At 73.3% G+C, this 15,600-nt stretch carries 13 protein-coding genes; 7 read left to right on the forward strand and 6 right to left on the reverse strand.

The window, feature by feature from the left end; all coding sequences use genetic code 11:
- Positions 1 to 236 precede the first annotated feature (236 nt).
- On the forward strand, positions 237 to 1,742 hold the full coding sequence (locus tag LPU61_RS12270; RefSeq protein WP_043967593.1) for a hypothetical protein: 1,506 nt from the start codon (positions 237 to 239) through the stop codon (positions 1,740 to 1,742).
- A gap of 96 nt (positions 1,743 to 1,838) precedes the next feature.
- On the opposite strand, the gene pulA is transcribed toward LPU61_RS12270, so the two are convergent.
- The 4 genes from pulA to LPU61_RS12290 form a co-directional block, all read right to left on the reverse strand.
- A complete protein-coding gene (pulA, locus tag LPU61_RS12275; protein ID WP_229404979.1) occupies positions 1,839 to 7,340 on the reverse strand; it encodes a pullulanase-type alpha-1,6-glucosidase in 5,502 nt (1,833 codons plus the stop codon).
- A 207-nt stretch (positions 7,341 to 7,547) separates the two neighbouring features.
- Positions 7,548 to 8,306, reverse strand: a complete 759-nt coding sequence (locus LPU61_RS12280; RefSeq protein WP_043967590.1) for a cellulose binding domain-containing protein — start codon at positions 8,304 to 8,306, stop codon at positions 7,548 to 7,550.
- A gap of 144 nt (positions 8,307 to 8,450) precedes the next feature.
- Entirely contained in the window at positions 8,451 to 8,840 is a 390-nt protein-coding gene (locus tag LPU61_RS12285) for a hypothetical protein (RefSeq protein WP_043967588.1), read from the reverse strand.
- 78 nt (positions 8,841 to 8,918) lie between these two features.
- Entirely contained in the window at positions 8,919 to 9,674 is a 756-nt protein-coding gene (locus LPU61_RS12290) for a hypothetical protein (RefSeq protein ID WP_229404980.1), read from the reverse strand.
- A 48-nt stretch (positions 9,675 to 9,722) separates the two neighbouring features.
- On the opposite strand from LPU61_RS12290, the gene LPU61_RS12295 reads away from it, so the two are divergent.
- The 5 genes from LPU61_RS12295 to LPU61_RS12315 all read left to right on the forward strand — a co-directional run bounded on the left by LPU61_RS12295 (position 9,723) and on the right by LPU61_RS12315 (position 13,194).
- A complete protein-coding gene (locus LPU61_RS12295; RefSeq protein ID WP_229404981.1) occupies positions 9,723 to 9,926 on the forward strand; it encodes a hypothetical protein in 204 nt (67 codons plus the stop codon).
- A 327-nt stretch (positions 9,927 to 10,253) separates the two neighbouring features.
- Positions 10,254 to 11,438, forward strand: a complete 1,185-nt coding sequence (locus LPU61_RS12300) for a helix-turn-helix domain-containing protein (protein WP_043967584.1) — start codon at positions 10,254 to 10,256, stop codon at positions 11,436 to 11,438.
- 205 nt (positions 11,439 to 11,643) lie between these two features.
- On the forward strand, positions 11,644 to 11,880 hold the full coding sequence (locus tag LPU61_RS12305) for a hypothetical protein (RefSeq protein ID WP_229404982.1): 237 nt from the start codon (positions 11,644 to 11,646) through the stop codon (positions 11,878 to 11,880).
- Entirely contained in the window at positions 11,877 to 12,044 is a 168-nt protein-coding gene (locus LPU61_RS12310; RefSeq protein WP_158499192.1) for a hypothetical protein, read from the forward strand. Before LPU61_RS12305 ends, LPU61_RS12310 begins: the two co-directional genes overlap by 4 nt.
- Positions 12,037 to 13,194: a helix-turn-helix domain-containing protein gene (locus LPU61_RS12315; RefSeq protein ID WP_229404983.1), complete on the forward strand. Its 1,158-nt coding sequence runs from the start codon at positions 12,037 to 12,039 to the stop codon at positions 13,192 to 13,194. Before LPU61_RS12310 ends, LPU61_RS12315 begins: the two co-directional genes overlap by 8 nt.
- Before the next feature lie 54 nt (positions 13,195 to 13,248).
- Here LPU61_RS12315 and LPU61_RS12320 read toward each other — a convergent pair whose 3' ends face one another.
- Positions 13,249 to 13,722, reverse strand: a complete 474-nt coding sequence (locus tag LPU61_RS12320) for a DUF5956 family protein (protein ID WP_229404984.1) — start codon at positions 13,720 to 13,722, stop codon at positions 13,249 to 13,251.
- A gap of 147 nt (positions 13,723 to 13,869) precedes the next feature.
- On the opposite strand from LPU61_RS12320, the gene LPU61_RS12325 reads away from it, so the two are divergent.
- Positions 13,870 to 14,913, forward strand: coding sequence for a glycerophosphodiester phosphodiesterase family protein (locus LPU61_RS12325; protein ID WP_229404985.1), 1,044 nt, complete (start codon positions 13,870 to 13,872; stop codon positions 14,911 to 14,913).
- A gap of 12 nt (positions 14,914 to 14,925) precedes the next feature.
- Here LPU61_RS12325 and LPU61_RS12330 read toward each other — a convergent pair whose 3' ends face one another.
- On the reverse strand, positions 14,926 to 15,585 hold the full coding sequence (locus LPU61_RS12330; protein WP_229404986.1) for a DedA family protein: 660 nt from the start codon (positions 15,583 to 15,585) through the stop codon (positions 14,926 to 14,928).
- Positions 15,586 to 15,600: the final 15 nt, after the last annotated feature.

A 15,600-nucleotide genomic window follows, 5' to 3' on the forward strand; every position in this document is an offset into this window, starting at 1 on the left:
CGCAACGGCGGCCTTCGAGAAGGTCGCCGCCACCCTCCGGCCCCGTCGGGGCGACCTTGGTCGCCCCGACGGGGCCGGAGTCCGTTTACCCGAATGCGTAGTTTCTTCTAATACGGCCATATGGCGAGGAAAGCTCTCATAGCTTGGTTCGTACCAGATCCTTCCGTTTGAAGCGGATCGGGTCGTGCAGGACGTCGCCGACCCGATCCGGTACGAGATGAGAGCAGAGGGCCTACATGTCCAGCACATCACCGAGGAAGACGCCGGCCGGGCGGCCGGGGCGCGCCCTGCGCCGCCGGACCTGGCTCGCCACCGGTGCCGCCGGCCTGACCGGGGTCGTCGGCCTCGCCGCGTTCGGCGTCGCCACCGCGGGCACGTCCGACGCGACGGCTGCCCCGCGCGTCGCGGCGGCGCGCGCCAGCGACGAGGGCGGCTACGCCCGGGACGACCGTGGCGGGCAGCAGGGCCACGACGGCAAGGGCGAGGAACGCAAGGGTGAGGACCGCAAGGGCGAGGACGCCCTCGGCCGGGCCCAGGAGATCCCGTGCGACCCGAACCGGCTGATCGCGGCCATCGTCCGGGCCAACGCCGAGCACAGCGGCGCCACGCTCAAGCTGGCCAAGGAGTGCCGGTACAGCCTGCTGACCGGGCCGAACGCGACCGGCCTGCCGACCATCACCAGCGAGATCAACATCATCGGCGAGCGGTCGACCATCGAGCGCGCCTACAACCTGCCCAACGCCGGCGCGACCGCGTTCCGGCTGTTCCGGGTCGGCAACGGCGGCTCCCTGCGGCTGTACGACGTGACGCTGCGCAACGGCCTCACGGCGGCCGTCGGGGTCACCCCCGCGTCCGGCGGGGCGATCCTGGTCGACGCGGGCGGCCGGCTGCTGGTCGAGAAGAGCACCCTGACCGGCAACAACGTCATCGGGACCACCACGACCACGCCCGCGACGGGCGGGGCGATCGAGAACGCGGGCAGCACGGTGGTGAAGCACAGCGCGTTCACCGTGAACAACGCGTTCACCGGGGGCGGCGCGATCCACAACACCGGCCGCCTCGTCGTCGAGGACAGCCTGTTCGAGGCGAACAAGGCCGGCTCGCCGACTGACGGTGGCGGCGGCATCGACAGCGTGAGCGGGTCGGTGACCATCGTGAAGAGCAAGTTCGTCGGCAACGCGGCCGGCGGCCTCGGGGGCGGGCTGAACGTCGCCGGCGGCAGCGCCGACGTCGCCGAGACCGAGTTCAAGCTCAACATCGCCACCATCTCCGGCGGCGGCGTCGCCGTCACCGGCACGGGCACCCAGGCCCAGCTGCGCAAGGTCGAGCTGGTCGAGAACACCGCGGTCGCCCCGGCCCTGACGCAGCCCGGCGCGGGCGGCGGCGGGGTCTTCGTCGGCGCGGGCAGCGCGGTCACGGTGCACGAGGCCAAGGTCGTCGCCAACAGCGCAGGCCAGGGCAACGGCGGCGGCTTCCTCAACCTCGGGTCGCTCGTGCTGTTCGACACCACGATCGCCCGCAACCAGGCCGTGAACGGCGCCGGCATCTACAACGCGGCCAGCGGCACGGTCACGGCGACCCGGACCACGATCACCGACAACCAGGCGATCGTGGCCGGGGGTGGGATCTTCAACGCGGCCGCCGCGACGGCGGTGACCCTCGACCCCACCACGAAGGTGTTCCACAACAGCCCGGACAATTGCGCGGGCCCCGGCACCCCGATCGTCAACTGCTTCGGCTGACCTCGGCGGCGTCAACGAACGGACCGGCCCCCGCCACGAAAGTGGCGGGGGCCGGTCGCGTCCGTCCGGGGTACGCCGGGCGGACACCTGCCGGGGTCAGCGCTGCACGAAGACCGCCACGCTGCGCGCCGGCACCGTGAACGTGCCGCTGCCCCGGTCGAACGAAGCGGTGCGCAGCACCGGATCGGCCGAGGCGCGCAGCACCGGGTGCAGCGCCACGTCCGACCCGCGCAGGCCGGGCACGGTCTGCTTCGCCGCCTGCGGCGTGGCGTTGAACACGACGGTCACCGACCGCCACGCCCCGCCGAGCCCCCGGGCGTCGAGGGTCATGGTGAGCACGCCCGGCGTCTCGGCGGCGCCGGACAGCGGGAACGCCACCCGCTTCTGCACCTGCTCGGCGGTGTCCAGCCCGAACACCGGCGACGACTCGCGCACGCGCAGCAGCTCCGCGTACCGGGCGTCGGCCAGGTCGATTGCCGCGCAGTCCGGCACCAGCTTCGGATCCGCCAGCAGCGGCTTCGCGTACGGCCACTTGTCCTGGTTGTCCTGCGCCGGGGGCAGGCCCGCGCCGAACCCGTTGCCCTGGGCGCAGTCCCAGCGGATCTGGTTGAACCAGTCGCCGGAGTTGTAGGAGTTGCGGTCCAGCGACTTCGACCGCAGCCGCTCCGAGCCGGCCGTCACGAACCCGGTGCCCTGCCCCATCACCACCGTGGCGAGGGCGAGCACCTGCATCCGGGCCCGGTCCGTCGCCGAGGTGGCCTGCGGCAGCTTGTACGCCAGCGCGTCGTACAGGATCTCGTTGTCGTGCGCGTCGACGTAGGTCACCGCCTCGCCCGGCGCGGCCGTGTAGCCGGCCGGCGAGCCGTTGTAGTCGACCTGGCCGCCGGTGACCTGCCTGCCCGACGAGTCGGTGAACCGGTAGCCGCGCAGGTTGCCGGTGAGCCCCACCTTGATCAGGTCGTGGGCGTGCAGCAGCCGGGCCTTCTGCTCGGCGGCCGAGCCGTTGACCGGGTCGCCGTTGGGGTCGGTGAACAGGCCGGAGGCGAAGCCCTGCACGCGCGGGTTGGCGTCGAACGGGCCGCCGCCGCGCACCGCGTCACGCAGCCGGTCGTTGAAGGTGCCGATCCCGGTGCCGGCCATGTTGGCCTGGGTGGCCTGCGTGAACCGGGCGTCGTCGGCGACCTCGCCGAAGTTCCAGCCCTCGCCGTAGAGCAGGATCCTGCGGCCGTCGACGCCGTCGCGGGCGAGGGTGAGCTTGTCCAGGGCGGCGCGTACGGCCAGGATGTTCGCCTTCGGGTGGTGGCCCATCAGGTCGAACCGGAAGCCGTCCACCTTGTACGCCTTGGCCCAGGTGACCAGGGAGTCGACCACGAGCTTGCCCATCATGGCGTGCTCGGGGGCGGTGTTGGCGCAGCACGTGGAGTTGGCGACGGCCCCGTCGTCGAGCAGCCGATGGTAGTAGCCCGGCACCACCTGGTCGAGCACCGACTTCGCGTCGGTGCCGGCGGCCGAGGTGTGGTTGTAGACGACGTCCATGACGACCCGCAGGCCCGCGCCGTTGATCCCGGCGACCATCCGGCGGAACTCGGCGGTGCGCGCCGCCCCGGCCGGGTCGACGGCGTAGCCGCCCTCCGGCACGGTGTAGTGCAGCGGGTCGTACCCCCAGTTGTAGCCGTCGGTGTCGGCGACGGCCGCGACGCAGCGCTGCTGCTCGTCGGAGTCCGGGGGCAGCGTGGCCAGGTCGCAGGCCGGCTGCTGCTGGTCGGCCCGCCGCTCGGGGATGGTGGCGAAGTCGAACGCGGGCAGCAGGTGCAGGTAGTCGACGCCGGCGTCGGCGAGCGACCGCAGGTGCTTCATGCCGGCCGTGTCCGGGTCGGTGAAGGCGAGGTAGGTGCCGCGCCGCTCGGCCGGCACGCCTGCGTCGGCGACGGAGAAGTCCCGCACGGAGACCTCCTGGATCTGCGCCTTCGCCGGGGGCACGGCCGCCGGCTTGCGCAGGCCCGCCCAGCCGGCCGGCGCGAGCGCCGGGTCGGTCAGGTCGACGAGCTGGCTGTGCGTGGAGTCCGGGGCGAGGGCCACCGAGTACGGGTCGGTCACCGAGGCGGTGACCATCCGCTGCGCGGCCGGCTGCCACGCGGACACCCGGTACCGGTAGTACTTGCCGGTCCAGCCCGGCTCGCCGCGCACCGACCACACGCCGGTGCGGTCGTCGCGGCGCATCGCCACGACCCGTGGCGCGGCGGTCGGGGTGTCGGACAGCTCCAACGCCACCGACCGGGCGGTGGGCGCCCAGACCGACAGGGTGGGCACCCGGCCGGCGAAGGTGGGGCCGAGCCTGGCGCCGGTCGCGGCGGCGTAGACGTCGTCGAGCACGCCCGGGACCTGCACGCCGGTCGCGCCGAGCAGCGCGCCCTCGGCGTCCCGCTCGGTGACCACGAGCTGCCCGCGCAGCGCCGCCGGCACCTTCGCCAGGTCGGCCCGGTCGAGGGTGAAGGCCCGGTAGGCCCACAGGTGCGGGAACCGCGCGCGCTGGGCCTCGGTGAGCCCGTTGTGCTGCGCCCGCAGCGGCAGCGAGGTGTACGTCCCGGACAGCTCCCCGTCGACGACGCTCACCCCGCCGGTCGGGGCGGCCACCAGGGCGTACGTCCGGCCGTCGGTTTCGCCGGTCTGCCAGGCGACGGTGGACCGGTCGATCCACTGCGCCCGCTGCTTGGTGATGTCCACGTCCCTGGATACCCCGGACGAGGTCGTCGGCAGTAGCCGGCCCGGCGTGGCGGCGAGCAGCCACACCTCCCGCCCGGCGGTGGCGAAGTCGAGCCGCTGGTCGTCCGGCAGGTCCTTGGTGTCGCCGTTGTGGACGATGTAGCTCAGGCCGGTCGCCCCGGCGGCCAGCGGCACCCGGAAGACCGCGCCGAAGGAGTCGACCTTCTCCGGCTTCAGCGGGCTGGACCAGTCGGTGGGGTTGGCCGCGCCGTCCCACAGGTGCAGGCCCCAGCCGTCGTAGTTGCCGTCGGCGCGGCGGTAGTGGATCAGCGCGGTGTCCTCGGCGACGGGCGGGTCGGGCTCGCCGGTGGCCGCCTGCCGGCTCGGGTAGAGCGCGGCATCGCCCTGCTTCACCCACACCTCGCCGGTCTGCGTCACGTCGACGGTGCGGTCGGCGGCGACGTCCTTGTTGCCGGCGGAGTCCACCACGAGGAAACCGACGGACTTCGCGCCGGGCTTCAGCTTCACCCAGGCGAACCGGCCGTACGAGTCCTCACCCGCGAACGGCTGCCCCTTGGGCCACTCGGTGACGTACGCGGGGTCGATGTCGCCCCAGGCGTACAGGCCCCAGTCGGCGTAGCCGCCGGCCGGGCGCTGGTAGTGCACCACCACCCAGTCCCGCGACGCGCTCTGGGCGGGGGTGCCGACCGTGGCGGTGGAGCGGGTGGCGGCGACGCGGCCCCGGCCGTCGCGGACGACGGCCTTGTACTCGACCTTCGTGCCGCCGGCCAGGCCAGTCAGGTCGTGGTGCACGGTGTACGGGGCGGTGTGCGCGCTGCCCAGCAGGGTCCACCGGCCGCCGGCGACCCGGGCGGCGACGGTGACGGTGGCGAGGGGGTCGCCGGTGACCTGGGCGGTGACGGCGGCCCGGGTGGCGACGGGCGTGCCCGGGGCGGGGGCGGTGATGGTGATCGTCGGCTTCGCGGCGGCCTGCGGGATGGCCCTGGCGGCCCGGTACACCACGGCGGACATGGCCGGCACGGTGAGGGTGAGCTTGCCGTCCGCCCCGGCGGTCGGCGTGGCGGTGCCGCCGTGGATGCCGGCGAACGCGGTGCCGGGCGACCAGGTGTCCACGGTGACGGGCTGCGGGGCGTCGGCGTTGTTGACGGCGACGACGTACTCGACGCGCTGGCGGGGGTCGATGCGGGAGAACGCGAAGACGCCGGGGCCGTCGGCGGCGTACCGGGTGACCTGCACGCCGTCGCGCAGCGCCGGGTGGGCCTGCCGCAGCGCGCCCAGCCCGGCGATGGTGCGGTAGAGCGGGTGCGTCGGGTCGTACTGGTCGGCGGCGTGGGTGCGGTCGGTGCCGATCAGGTCGTCGTCGAGGTAGTCGGCCGTCTTCGAGGCGAACATGTCCTGCCGGGCGTCCTTGTCGCCGCCGGGGCCGGTGAAGCCCTGCTCGTCGCCGGAGTAGACCACCGGCTGCCCCCGGGTGAGGAACATCAGCTCGTGGGCGAGCGTGGTGCGGCGCAGCTGCGCGGCGTCGTCCCCGCCGGCCGCGGCGACGAAGGAGCCGATCCGGCCCATGTCGTGGTTGCCGAGGAAGGTGGTCAGCCGGTTGGCGTCGGTGTCGCGGGCGGCGTACAGGTCGTCGCGGGCGTACACGTCGGCGAGGGCCTTCGCGGAGCCGCCGGCGGCGGTGTAGCCGCGCGCGGCCTCCTGGAAGGCGAAGTCGAGGGTGGCGGGCAGGCCGCCGCGCCGCACGTAGGTGGAGGTGATCTCCGGGTCGGCGCTGTAGACCTCGCCGAACATGAAGAAGTCCTTCTTGCCCGCCTTCTCGGCCGCGCGCTCGATGCCCCGGCTGAACTGCGGCCAGAACTCCAGGTTGGCGTGCTTGACGGTGTCGAGCCGGAACCCGTCGACGCCGGTCGCGCCGATCCAGTCGCCGTAGACCTTGGTGAGGCCCGCGACCACCTCGGGGCGCTCGGTCCACAGGTCGTCCAGGCCGAAGAAGTCGCCGTACTCGCTGTTCTCGCCGGCAAAGGTCGAGTCGCCCCGGTTGTGGTACATGGTGGCGTCGTTGAGCCACGCCGGGACCTTGACCTCCGCGTCGGCCGGGCTGTCGAAGGTCGGGGTGTACGGGAACGAGTCGGCGTTCACCTTGGGGAAGCCCCGGGTGCCGTCGGCGTAGTTGCGGTCCTCGAAGGCGCGCCCCTGCGCGTCGGTGTACGGCGCGGTCTTCTTGTCGATGTAGGCGTACTTGTCCTCGGCGTACTTGATGACGTCGGCGGTGTGGTTGACGATGACGTCGAGGTAGACCTTGATGCCCCGCCGGTGCGCCAGCTGCACCAGCTTCTTCAGCTCCTCGTTGGTGCCGAAGTGCGGGTCGACCTGGGTGAAGTCGGTGATCCAGTAGCCGTGGTAGCCGGCGGAGACGTCGTCGCCGGTGCCCTGCACGGGCCGGTTCTTGAACACCGGGGCGAGCCAGATGGCCGTCGTGCCCAGCCCCTGGATGTAGTCGAGCTTGTCGATGACGCCCTTGAGGTCGCCGCCGTGGTAGAAGCCCTTGTCGGTGGGGTCGAGGCCGGTGGACAGCCGGTCGCCGGTGAGGCCGCCGGCGTCGTTGCGGGGGTCGCCGTTGGCGAACCGGTCGGGCAGGACGAAGTAGAACTGCTCGGCCCGGGTGTCGTCGTTGCCGGCGGCGAGCAGGGCCTCGGTGGAGGGCTCGGCGCGCCACTGCACCGCGCCGGCGGCGGCGAGAGGGTCGGCGCGGGTGCCGCCGTCGGCGGCGTCGCCGCCGAGCTGGCGCACGGCGACGGGCGTGCCGACGAGGGCGAGGGTGAGGGCGGAGACCAAGGCGAGCATCGCCTTACGGGGCATAGGCGGGGGTTTCATCGACGGCCTTCCTATGGTCGTGATTGGCCCGCACGCTAGCTCTTGCCGAAACGTTCTGCAATACCTTGCAAACGGAGTCGCAACAAAGCAGTCATCTTGCAAGCGCCTGCGCACGGCAACGCGAACGCGGGCCCTGGGGGACGGGCAGCCGCGTGCGCACGGCACAGGAAGGAGCCGGCCACGGCCGGTGACGATCGAGGGGGTCGGTCAGCGCAGGCCGGAGCAGCCGGCCCCATCGACGGTGCAGGTCGTCGGGCGGGTGGCCCGCGTCTGGTCGAAGTGGAACCGCAGCGGCACCGACGCACCCGGGGTCAGGTCGACGCCGCTGGTGAAGGTCCACGTGTCGCCCGAGCGGCTGATCCGGCCCTGCGGGGCGCCCTCGATCCAGGCGGTCACCAGGTGCGCACCGGGGAAGGTCATCCGGACCGTCCAGCCCCGCTGCGACCGGGACTCGTTGCGCACCAGCACCTCGCCGATGAACGCGCCGTCGTAGGAGTTCATCACCCGGTACGCGCCGCTGACCGACGGCGACGCGGGCGGCCTGGCCGGGGTGGTCGGGGCGGGCGGCTCGGGTTCGGGCGCGGGCGGGGCGGCGGGCGGCGGGGCGGCCGGCTCCGCCGGCAGCGGGCCGGCGCCGCCCTCGCCGACCGGGGTCGTCGCCACGGCCTGCCCGGCGGGCTGCGCCCCGCTGGGCGACAGGGTCGAGCGCGGGGAGAGACCCGGCACCACCGGCGCGGGCGGCTCGGTCACCGACCGGCTCACCGTCGGCGGCAGCGTCGGCAGCGGCATCGTCCACTCGGGGGCCGGGAACGCCTCACCGACGGGACCCCGGCTGCGGTACGTGCCGAGCGCCACGAACAGCAGCACCACCATCACCACCACCCCGACCGAGACCACGATCCAGGGTGAACTGGCGATGGCGGCGTTGGTCCCAGGGGTGGGTTGCGCGCGACGTGTGCCCGACATGTCCCTCCCTCATCGGTCCCGCCGGGAGAGCGTAGCGATCTACGGCAATGTCGGAAAGGGCCGGAGCCCACTGAACCGTCCTAACAGTCCAGTGAGCCCGGTTCCGGCGATGCCGCGGGCACCCCGAAGGTCGCCGCGACGCGGTCAGGCGGTGCGGATCACCGTACAGATGGCGGGGCCGTCGTCGGTACTCCGTAGCAGGTAACGGTACCGCTCGCCAGGAACGCGCTGTCCCCGGCCGTCCAGGAACTCCCACTCCACCGCGACCTCGGTCAACAGCGCGGAGACCGGCTGCACGTCCCCGATCACCGCGTGCGCCGCCACCAGCTCACGCTCGTGGTAGTCGGGGGCCGCGCCGACGAACGACAGCGCCACCGCCGCCGGGGACGCGAACGAGAAACTGTAGGTGTCGGCGACGACCAGCCCCGGCAGGGCGTAGCAGGCGGCGACCGCCGCCACGTCGCCGGTGGTCAGGGCCACGCCGTACCGGTTGAAGAAGTCGGTCAGCGCGTCGAGATCGGTGGATGCTGTCACGGGGACTGTCAGTTGCCGGGCGTCCGCCCCGACAAACCCCGTCGGCGGCGGCACCGCGCAGCGCGCCGCCCCGGTCGCTCACCGTGGCGGAATCCGCACCTCGATCTCGGCGCCGAGCTGCGCCCCGCCGGTCAGCCCCAGGTCGTCGCCGCTCCAGAACCGGCCCGGGTCGTACCAGTTCGGCCGGCGGCCCGCCGGCAGCAGGCCCATCGCCTCGTACGTCACCGCGACCACCTCGGCGCAGTACGCCGTCTCCAGCGCCCGGTCCCGCACCGCGACCCCGCCCGGCCGCTCCGCCGGGCCGGTCCCCCGGTCCGTCTGGTCGACTGCCCGCTCCGCCGGGCCGGCTCCCCGGTCCTGCGGGTCGGCCGCCCGGTCCCGCCGGCCGGGCAGCGGCAGGGGCAGGCGCACCTGCGGCACCCGGCCCCGCGCCCAGCGCCAGGCGAGCTGGGCGGTCGACGGGAACGGCGTGCCGTCGAGGCGGGCGACGGTGCGCAGCACCGCCTGCTCCATCGCCGCGTCGGCGGGCGGTTCGAGCTGGCGCAGCCAGGCCCGCTGGCCGTACCGGTTGGCCCAGACGCAGACCGCGTCCCGCAGGTCGTGCAGCTGCACCCCGCGATGGTGGGTGCCGGTCCACATGTCCGGCAGCGACCGGCCCAGCTCGGCGTGCCACATCAGCGGCGGCAGGTCGTCCAGGACCACCGCCATGCCGACATGGTTGACCGGGCTGTTGGTGGTGAACTGGATGGCGCGGTCGGGCACGCTGCGACCCCGGAACACCCACACGTCGCCGGTGCGGGTCAGCTCCACGGCCTCGTCCAGGCCGATGCTCATGCCGTCGCCCCGCCGTTCTGCTTGCTCATGAACGTCTACCCTAGGCGCATGCGGCAACGGATGCAGTGGTGGAAGTGGCTCGGGCTGGCCGGTCTCGCGGGTGTCGCCGCCACCGGCGTGGTCGTGGCCCGCGCCGAGCGGCGGCGACGGGCGTACACCCCGGAGGAGATCCGGGCCCGGCTGCGCGACCGGCACGCGGAGGCCACCGCCACCGGCGCGGTCGGCACCCCGCCGCCCGACAACCCGGCCTGACCGACGGACCGGCCTGACCGACGGGCCCGCCTGACCAGCGGAACAAGGTCACGCTCGATCACGGAAAGAGTGGCAACGTCCGGAATGGGAGGCCACTCGATCCAGGATCGAGCACGACCTTGGCCGGGTCGTCCCGGTTGACGGCGCTCCCCCGGATGCCGCTCGGTCTCCGGTTGGCGGCGCGCCCACAGTCCGTGGGCCACGACTGCCTCACTCGCATCGAGCCGGGTAACCGTACGGGGGCGTACCGTTGCAGACGGTGGAGCCGCCGGTGGTAGCGGGTCGACGGCTCACTGCCCAGACCGCTACCTGGGGAGAGGTGCCAGAATGTCGACCGACACCATCGGCACGCGCATCAAGTATTGGCGGGCACGCCGGGGTGGCATGACCCAAGCTGTACTCGCCGGCCTCGCCGGCCTTTCACAGCCGTACATTTCGCAGATCGAAGCCGGGCATCGCAGCATCGACAGCCGGTCCACGCTGATCGCCATCGCTTCTGCCCTACAGGTCACGGTCGCCGACCTGCTCGACCAGCCCGGCGATCCGACCGACCCGGCGAAGACCGGTGCCGCAGACGCGGTACCCGCCATCTGGGCTGCCCTGCTGGAGATCAGCGACGGTGACCGGCGCAAGCCCGCCGACAGCCGGGAACAGACTGTCGCGTCCCTCCATGCCACAAACAACCTGCGCCTCAGCGCCGACTACATTCGCATGGCCCGGACCCTCCCCGGGCTCCTCGCGGAAGCCTCCGCCCATGGCGGAGTCCTGCTCGCCGAAGCGGCCTACCTGACGTCGACCTGCCTGCGGCACCTCGGGCACCGGCACCTGGCCGTCGACGCGGCCCGCATCGCCCAGGCCGCCGCCGAGGACGTCGAGCACCACGCGTGGCGGGGCGCGGCCCGGTTCGCATACGCGCAGGCCCTGCCCGTCGAAGCAGCCGGAGTCGCCGCGCGCGCCGCCGGCCGGACCATGACCGACCTGCAACCACACGCCACGGACCGGGACGTGCGGCAGGTCCTCGGGCAACTACACCTGGCCGCTGCGCTGCGTTCTGCGGTCGACGGGCAGACCAGCACCGCAGCCGACCACCTGTCCGAAGCGGAGCGGGAGGCGGCGACCCTCGGTGACCCCCCACGGGACGGGGGGTTCAACACCATGTGCTTCGGGCCGACCAACGTCGTGCTGTGGCGAATGGCCATCGCCGGAGAGTCCGGTGACCACGCGGAAGTGATCGATCTGGCCCGGACCGTCAACGTGGATGCGCTACCGATCGCCAATCGCCGGCAGGCGTACTGGATGGACCTCGGGCGGGCCCTTGCGCAGTCCGGCCGCAAGGACCGGGAGGCGGAGGTTGCCTTCACCCGGGCAGAACACATCGCCCCGTCGCTGTTCATCCTGAACCCGCTCGCTCGGGACGCGGTGTCGGCAATGGTCCGCCGGGCCCGCCGACGGGCCGTGTCGAAGGAACTCAGGGTTCTCGCCCGACGCCTGGACATCACTATCACCGCATAACCGGTAGCAATACGTGAATGGCGTGGAGCCGCCTACTTTCTGTGATGGCGCGGCGACAGCACGGGAACCAGCCGCGCCGTGTCCAGCGAGGTAGAGCGGGCGCTGTTGCTTCCCAGGTGACAGGCCGCCCCCAGAAGCGCGGCGGCGGCCGGTCCTTCCACATGAGCAGCCGCTGCCACAAACCCGGAAGGCGTTAGGTGGCGGTATGGCGATCTGGTCGGAGCTGCGAAGCATCGTGCGATGGCTACTACGACGATCTGACCCGACCCCGCCGCCCGGGACCGGGCAGCGCATCCAGGCTGCCGAGCAGGCGGTCGCCCGTCGGCAGCTCCTCACCGACGCCCAGGCCGCGCGCACCACCCCGCAGCACTGCCAACCGACCGAGGTCGTCCCGACCGTGACTCTCGGCCACGAGTCCAACGACGGCAGGGCCGACCGGTGAGTCAGGTCGTCAGCGACCTGGAGGCGCCGTGGTGGCAGCGGGACCTGGACGCCCACCGGCAGCGCGACGGCCGGTGCCCGGTCTGCGGCACCCGGAAGCGGTGCTGGCCGTGGGCGAACGCCAACTCGGCGCGCATCGTGGCTCGGCTGGTGCAGGGTGGATGAGCTGCCGGTGGGTCGCCGGGTGGCGTACTGGCGGGGCCGGCGCAACATGTCGCAGCAGGTGTTCGCCGACCGGCTGGGCAGGTCGAAGTCGTGGGTGGACAAGGTCGAGCGGGGCGTCCGCGCCCTGGACAGGGTGTCGACCCTGCGGGAGGTCGCCGCAGTGCTGCGTATCGACCCGGATCTGCTGATCGCCCGCGACGGGGCCGTCGGGCCCGAGCGTGAGCCGGCTGCCGATGGCGTCGAGGTGGTCCGGGCCGCACTCACGCGCCATCCGGGCCTGCTACGCGCACCGGCCGCCCCGACCGATCCGGTCGTCTACCGGGCGCGGGTGGCGCACGCGGGTGCGACCTACGGGCACGGCCGGTACGTCGATCTGCTCCGGCTCGCCCCCGCCCTGCTCGTCGACGGGCACCGGCTCGCCGGTGGCGGGCAGGCCGAGCAGCTCCTCCAGGCGTACCGGCTCATCGCGTTCGTGCTGGTGAAGCTCGGCGCTGCCGAGCTGGCCTGGCTGGCCGCCGACCGGGCGCTGGCCGTTGCTGGCGACGATCCGGTGCTGGCGGCGCTCGCCGCCGTCCCGCTCGGCCAGGCCCTGCGCGCAGCCGGCCGGCAGCAGGCCGCGTTCGAGACGACCATCGTCGCCGCGCACCAGGTCGCCCCGCTGGAGCCGGGCGGGGGCACTGCCGCCGAGCGGGCGGCGTGCGCGGCGGCGTTGCTTCAGGCCGCGCTGGCCGCCGCTGAGGCCGGCGACCGATCGACGGCGAACGAGATGCTCGACGACGCCGCAGCGGTCATCGAGCCGGGCGGGCCGGAGCGGGCAGCAGTCGACGCCGCCCGGGTCGCGACCGCATCGATGCTTGGGGACGGCCGGCGCGCGGTCGTCGCTCACGAAGCCTTGGTCGGTGACCCGGGCTGGCAACGGCTGCCGATCGAGCACCGGGCCGCGCACCTGGTCGACGTGACCGGCGCGTACCTGCGTGTTGGCGACGCGGCCGGGGCGGGCGGGGCGCTGCTGCACGCGGACCGCCTGGTGCCCGCCGAGGTGCGGATCAGGCCCGCCGGGCGGACCGCGCTGGCCGGTGCGCTGGCCGCCGCGAGCCGGCCGGATCCACACCTGCTCGCGCTGGCGGAGGCCACCGGAGTGGCGCGATGACCGAGCACACGGACGTACGCGAACTTGCCATCCTGGACCAGACAGAACCGGCGACTATCGGCCAGCACCCCCGTACATCCTGGCCACGATCTCGGCGACTCGGGGGGCGACGTCGGCCGGAAAGATCGCCGACGGGGACTGACCTTCGCCCACTTCGGCCCACAACCGGGCCTCGTTGTAGCCGGCCGGGAGGCGCAGGAACCATCGGTACCCGGAGGGACGGGCCGGGGCCCCGCAGGCTTGCAGGTACTCGTTGATGCTGTCGTCGACGAGGGCCTGCTCCTCCACCGTGCGCGGTCGCACCTCCCAGCCGTCGCCGGCCGGGCCGCTCGTCGAGACGACCGTCAGGTGCGACTCCAGATCGTCCAGGACACGGGCCATCCTGGCAGTACCGGCGACCCAGCCGATCAGCGCACCCCAGGTGCTTTCCGGCAGCTCGAACCACTCGGGGCCGCCCGTGGTAGCCGGCGGCGCAGGCAGCAGCGGAACGCCGTCCCAGTCTCCGACGCTGGTCTGCGCATCGCTCATGAATGCCTCCTGCTGTGCGGGCCAGGGCCGTCAATTTCCGATGAGACCCAATCCTCATTGTGATCACGCCGACTACCAGAAGTTACGGAAACACGCAGTTGCCGGTGCCGATCTCTGACGGTCCGCGCCCGCTGGCAGACTGCTTCGGTGACAGAACGGGGAACGGGATCTGCCGCAAGCGACAACACGCCGGGCGACAAGCGGCCGGGCCGGGGTCGGCGGTGGCGACGCCGGCTCGCGATCGCGCTGGCCGTCGTGCTGCTGGCCGCCGCCGGCCTGTACGTCGGCAACAGCTCCACACTGGCCGGTCGGCCACCGGGCGGGCCGTTCCTGCTGGCGCACCGGGGGCTGGCCCAGACCTACGACCTGGCCGGCGTCACCAACGACACCTGCACCGCCGAGCGCATCCACCCGCCGCAGCACCCGTACCTGGAGAACACGCTCGCGTCGATGCGGGCGGCGTTCGCGGCGGACGCCGACCTGGTGGAGTTCGACGCGCAGGTGACCCGCGACGGCCGCCTGGCGGTCTTCCACGACGCCACGTTGCAGTGCCGCACCGACGGCACGGGGACGGTGCGCGAGCACACGCTCGCCGAGCTGCGCGGGCTCGACCTCGGCTACGGCTACACCAGCGACGGCGGGAAGACGTTCCCGTTCCGGGGCAGGGGGGTCGGGCTGCTCCCGACGGTCGAGGAGGTGCTGGCCGAGTTCCCCGGCCGGGAGCTGCTGATCCACCTGAAGGTCGAGGGGGCCGCCGAGGGCGAGGCGCTGGCCGACCTCCTGGCGCCGCTGCCGCAGCAGCGGCGCGACACCCTCACCGTGTACGGCGGCGACCTGGCGGTGGCCGCGTTCGCCGCCCGGCTGCCCGACGTCCGGGTCACCTCGAAGAAGATCATGCAGGACTGCATGGTGGCGTACCTGGCCATCGGCTGGACGGGGCACGTCCCCGACGCCTGCCGCCACCGGCAGTTGCACCTGCCGCAGCGCTACGGGCGGCTGATGTGGGGCTGGCCGAACCGGTTCGTGTCCCGGATGCGGGAGGCGGACACGCGGGTGATCGTGGTGAACGGGTCGGGCGAGTTCTCGGAGGGCTTCGACGACCCCGACGACGTCGACGCGATCCCGGCGGGCTGGACGGGCGGGGTGTGGACCAACCGGATCGACGTGGTCGCGCCCCTGCTGGGCCGGTGACCAGCCGCCGCGTCAGCGGTCGCCGGCGGTCGCGCCGACCGGCTCGGCCTCGCCGGAGGCGTCCGCCTGCTCCAGGCGGCGGGCCCGCCGCCGCAGCCACCAGGTGCTGCCGAGGCCGGCGAGGACGGCGAGGACCAGCCCCGCCCAGGAGATGTCCTTGAGCCAGTGCTCGGCGGCCCGCCCGACGCTGTAGAGCAGGTAGGTGGTGCCGAAGGCCCAGACCAGGCCGCCGGCCGCGTTGGCCAGCAGGAACCGCCGGTACGGCACGTGCAGCGCGCCGGCCAGGGGGCCGGCGAGGATGCGCAGCAGCGCCACGAACCGGCCGAAGAAGACGGCCCACACGCCGTGCCGGGCGAAGCTCTGCTCGGCGCGGGCGAGCTGCGCGGGGCCGAGGTGTTTCGGAAAGCGCCGGCCCAGCCGGGCGAGCAGGGGTCGGCCGCCCCGGCGGCCCACCGCATACCCGATGGAGTCGCCGATGATCGCGCCGAACGCCGCGGCGACGGCCACCCACTCGGGTTGCACGACGCCGGTGGCGGCGAGCAGGGCGGAGCTGACCAGGACGATCTCGCCGGGCAGCGGGACGCCCATGCTCTCCACGCCGATCACCCCGGCGACGATCAGGTAGACCGCGACCGGGGGCAGCGCGGTCAGCCAGTGCTGTACGTCGACCACGGCGCATCCCTTCAG

Origin of the sequence: Micromonospora sp. NBRC 110038 (assembly GCF_020884815.1) — a bacterium.
Taxonomy (GTDB): domain Bacteria; phylum Actinomycetota; class Actinomycetes; order Mycobacteriales; family Micromonosporaceae; genus Micromonospora; species Micromonospora haikouensis.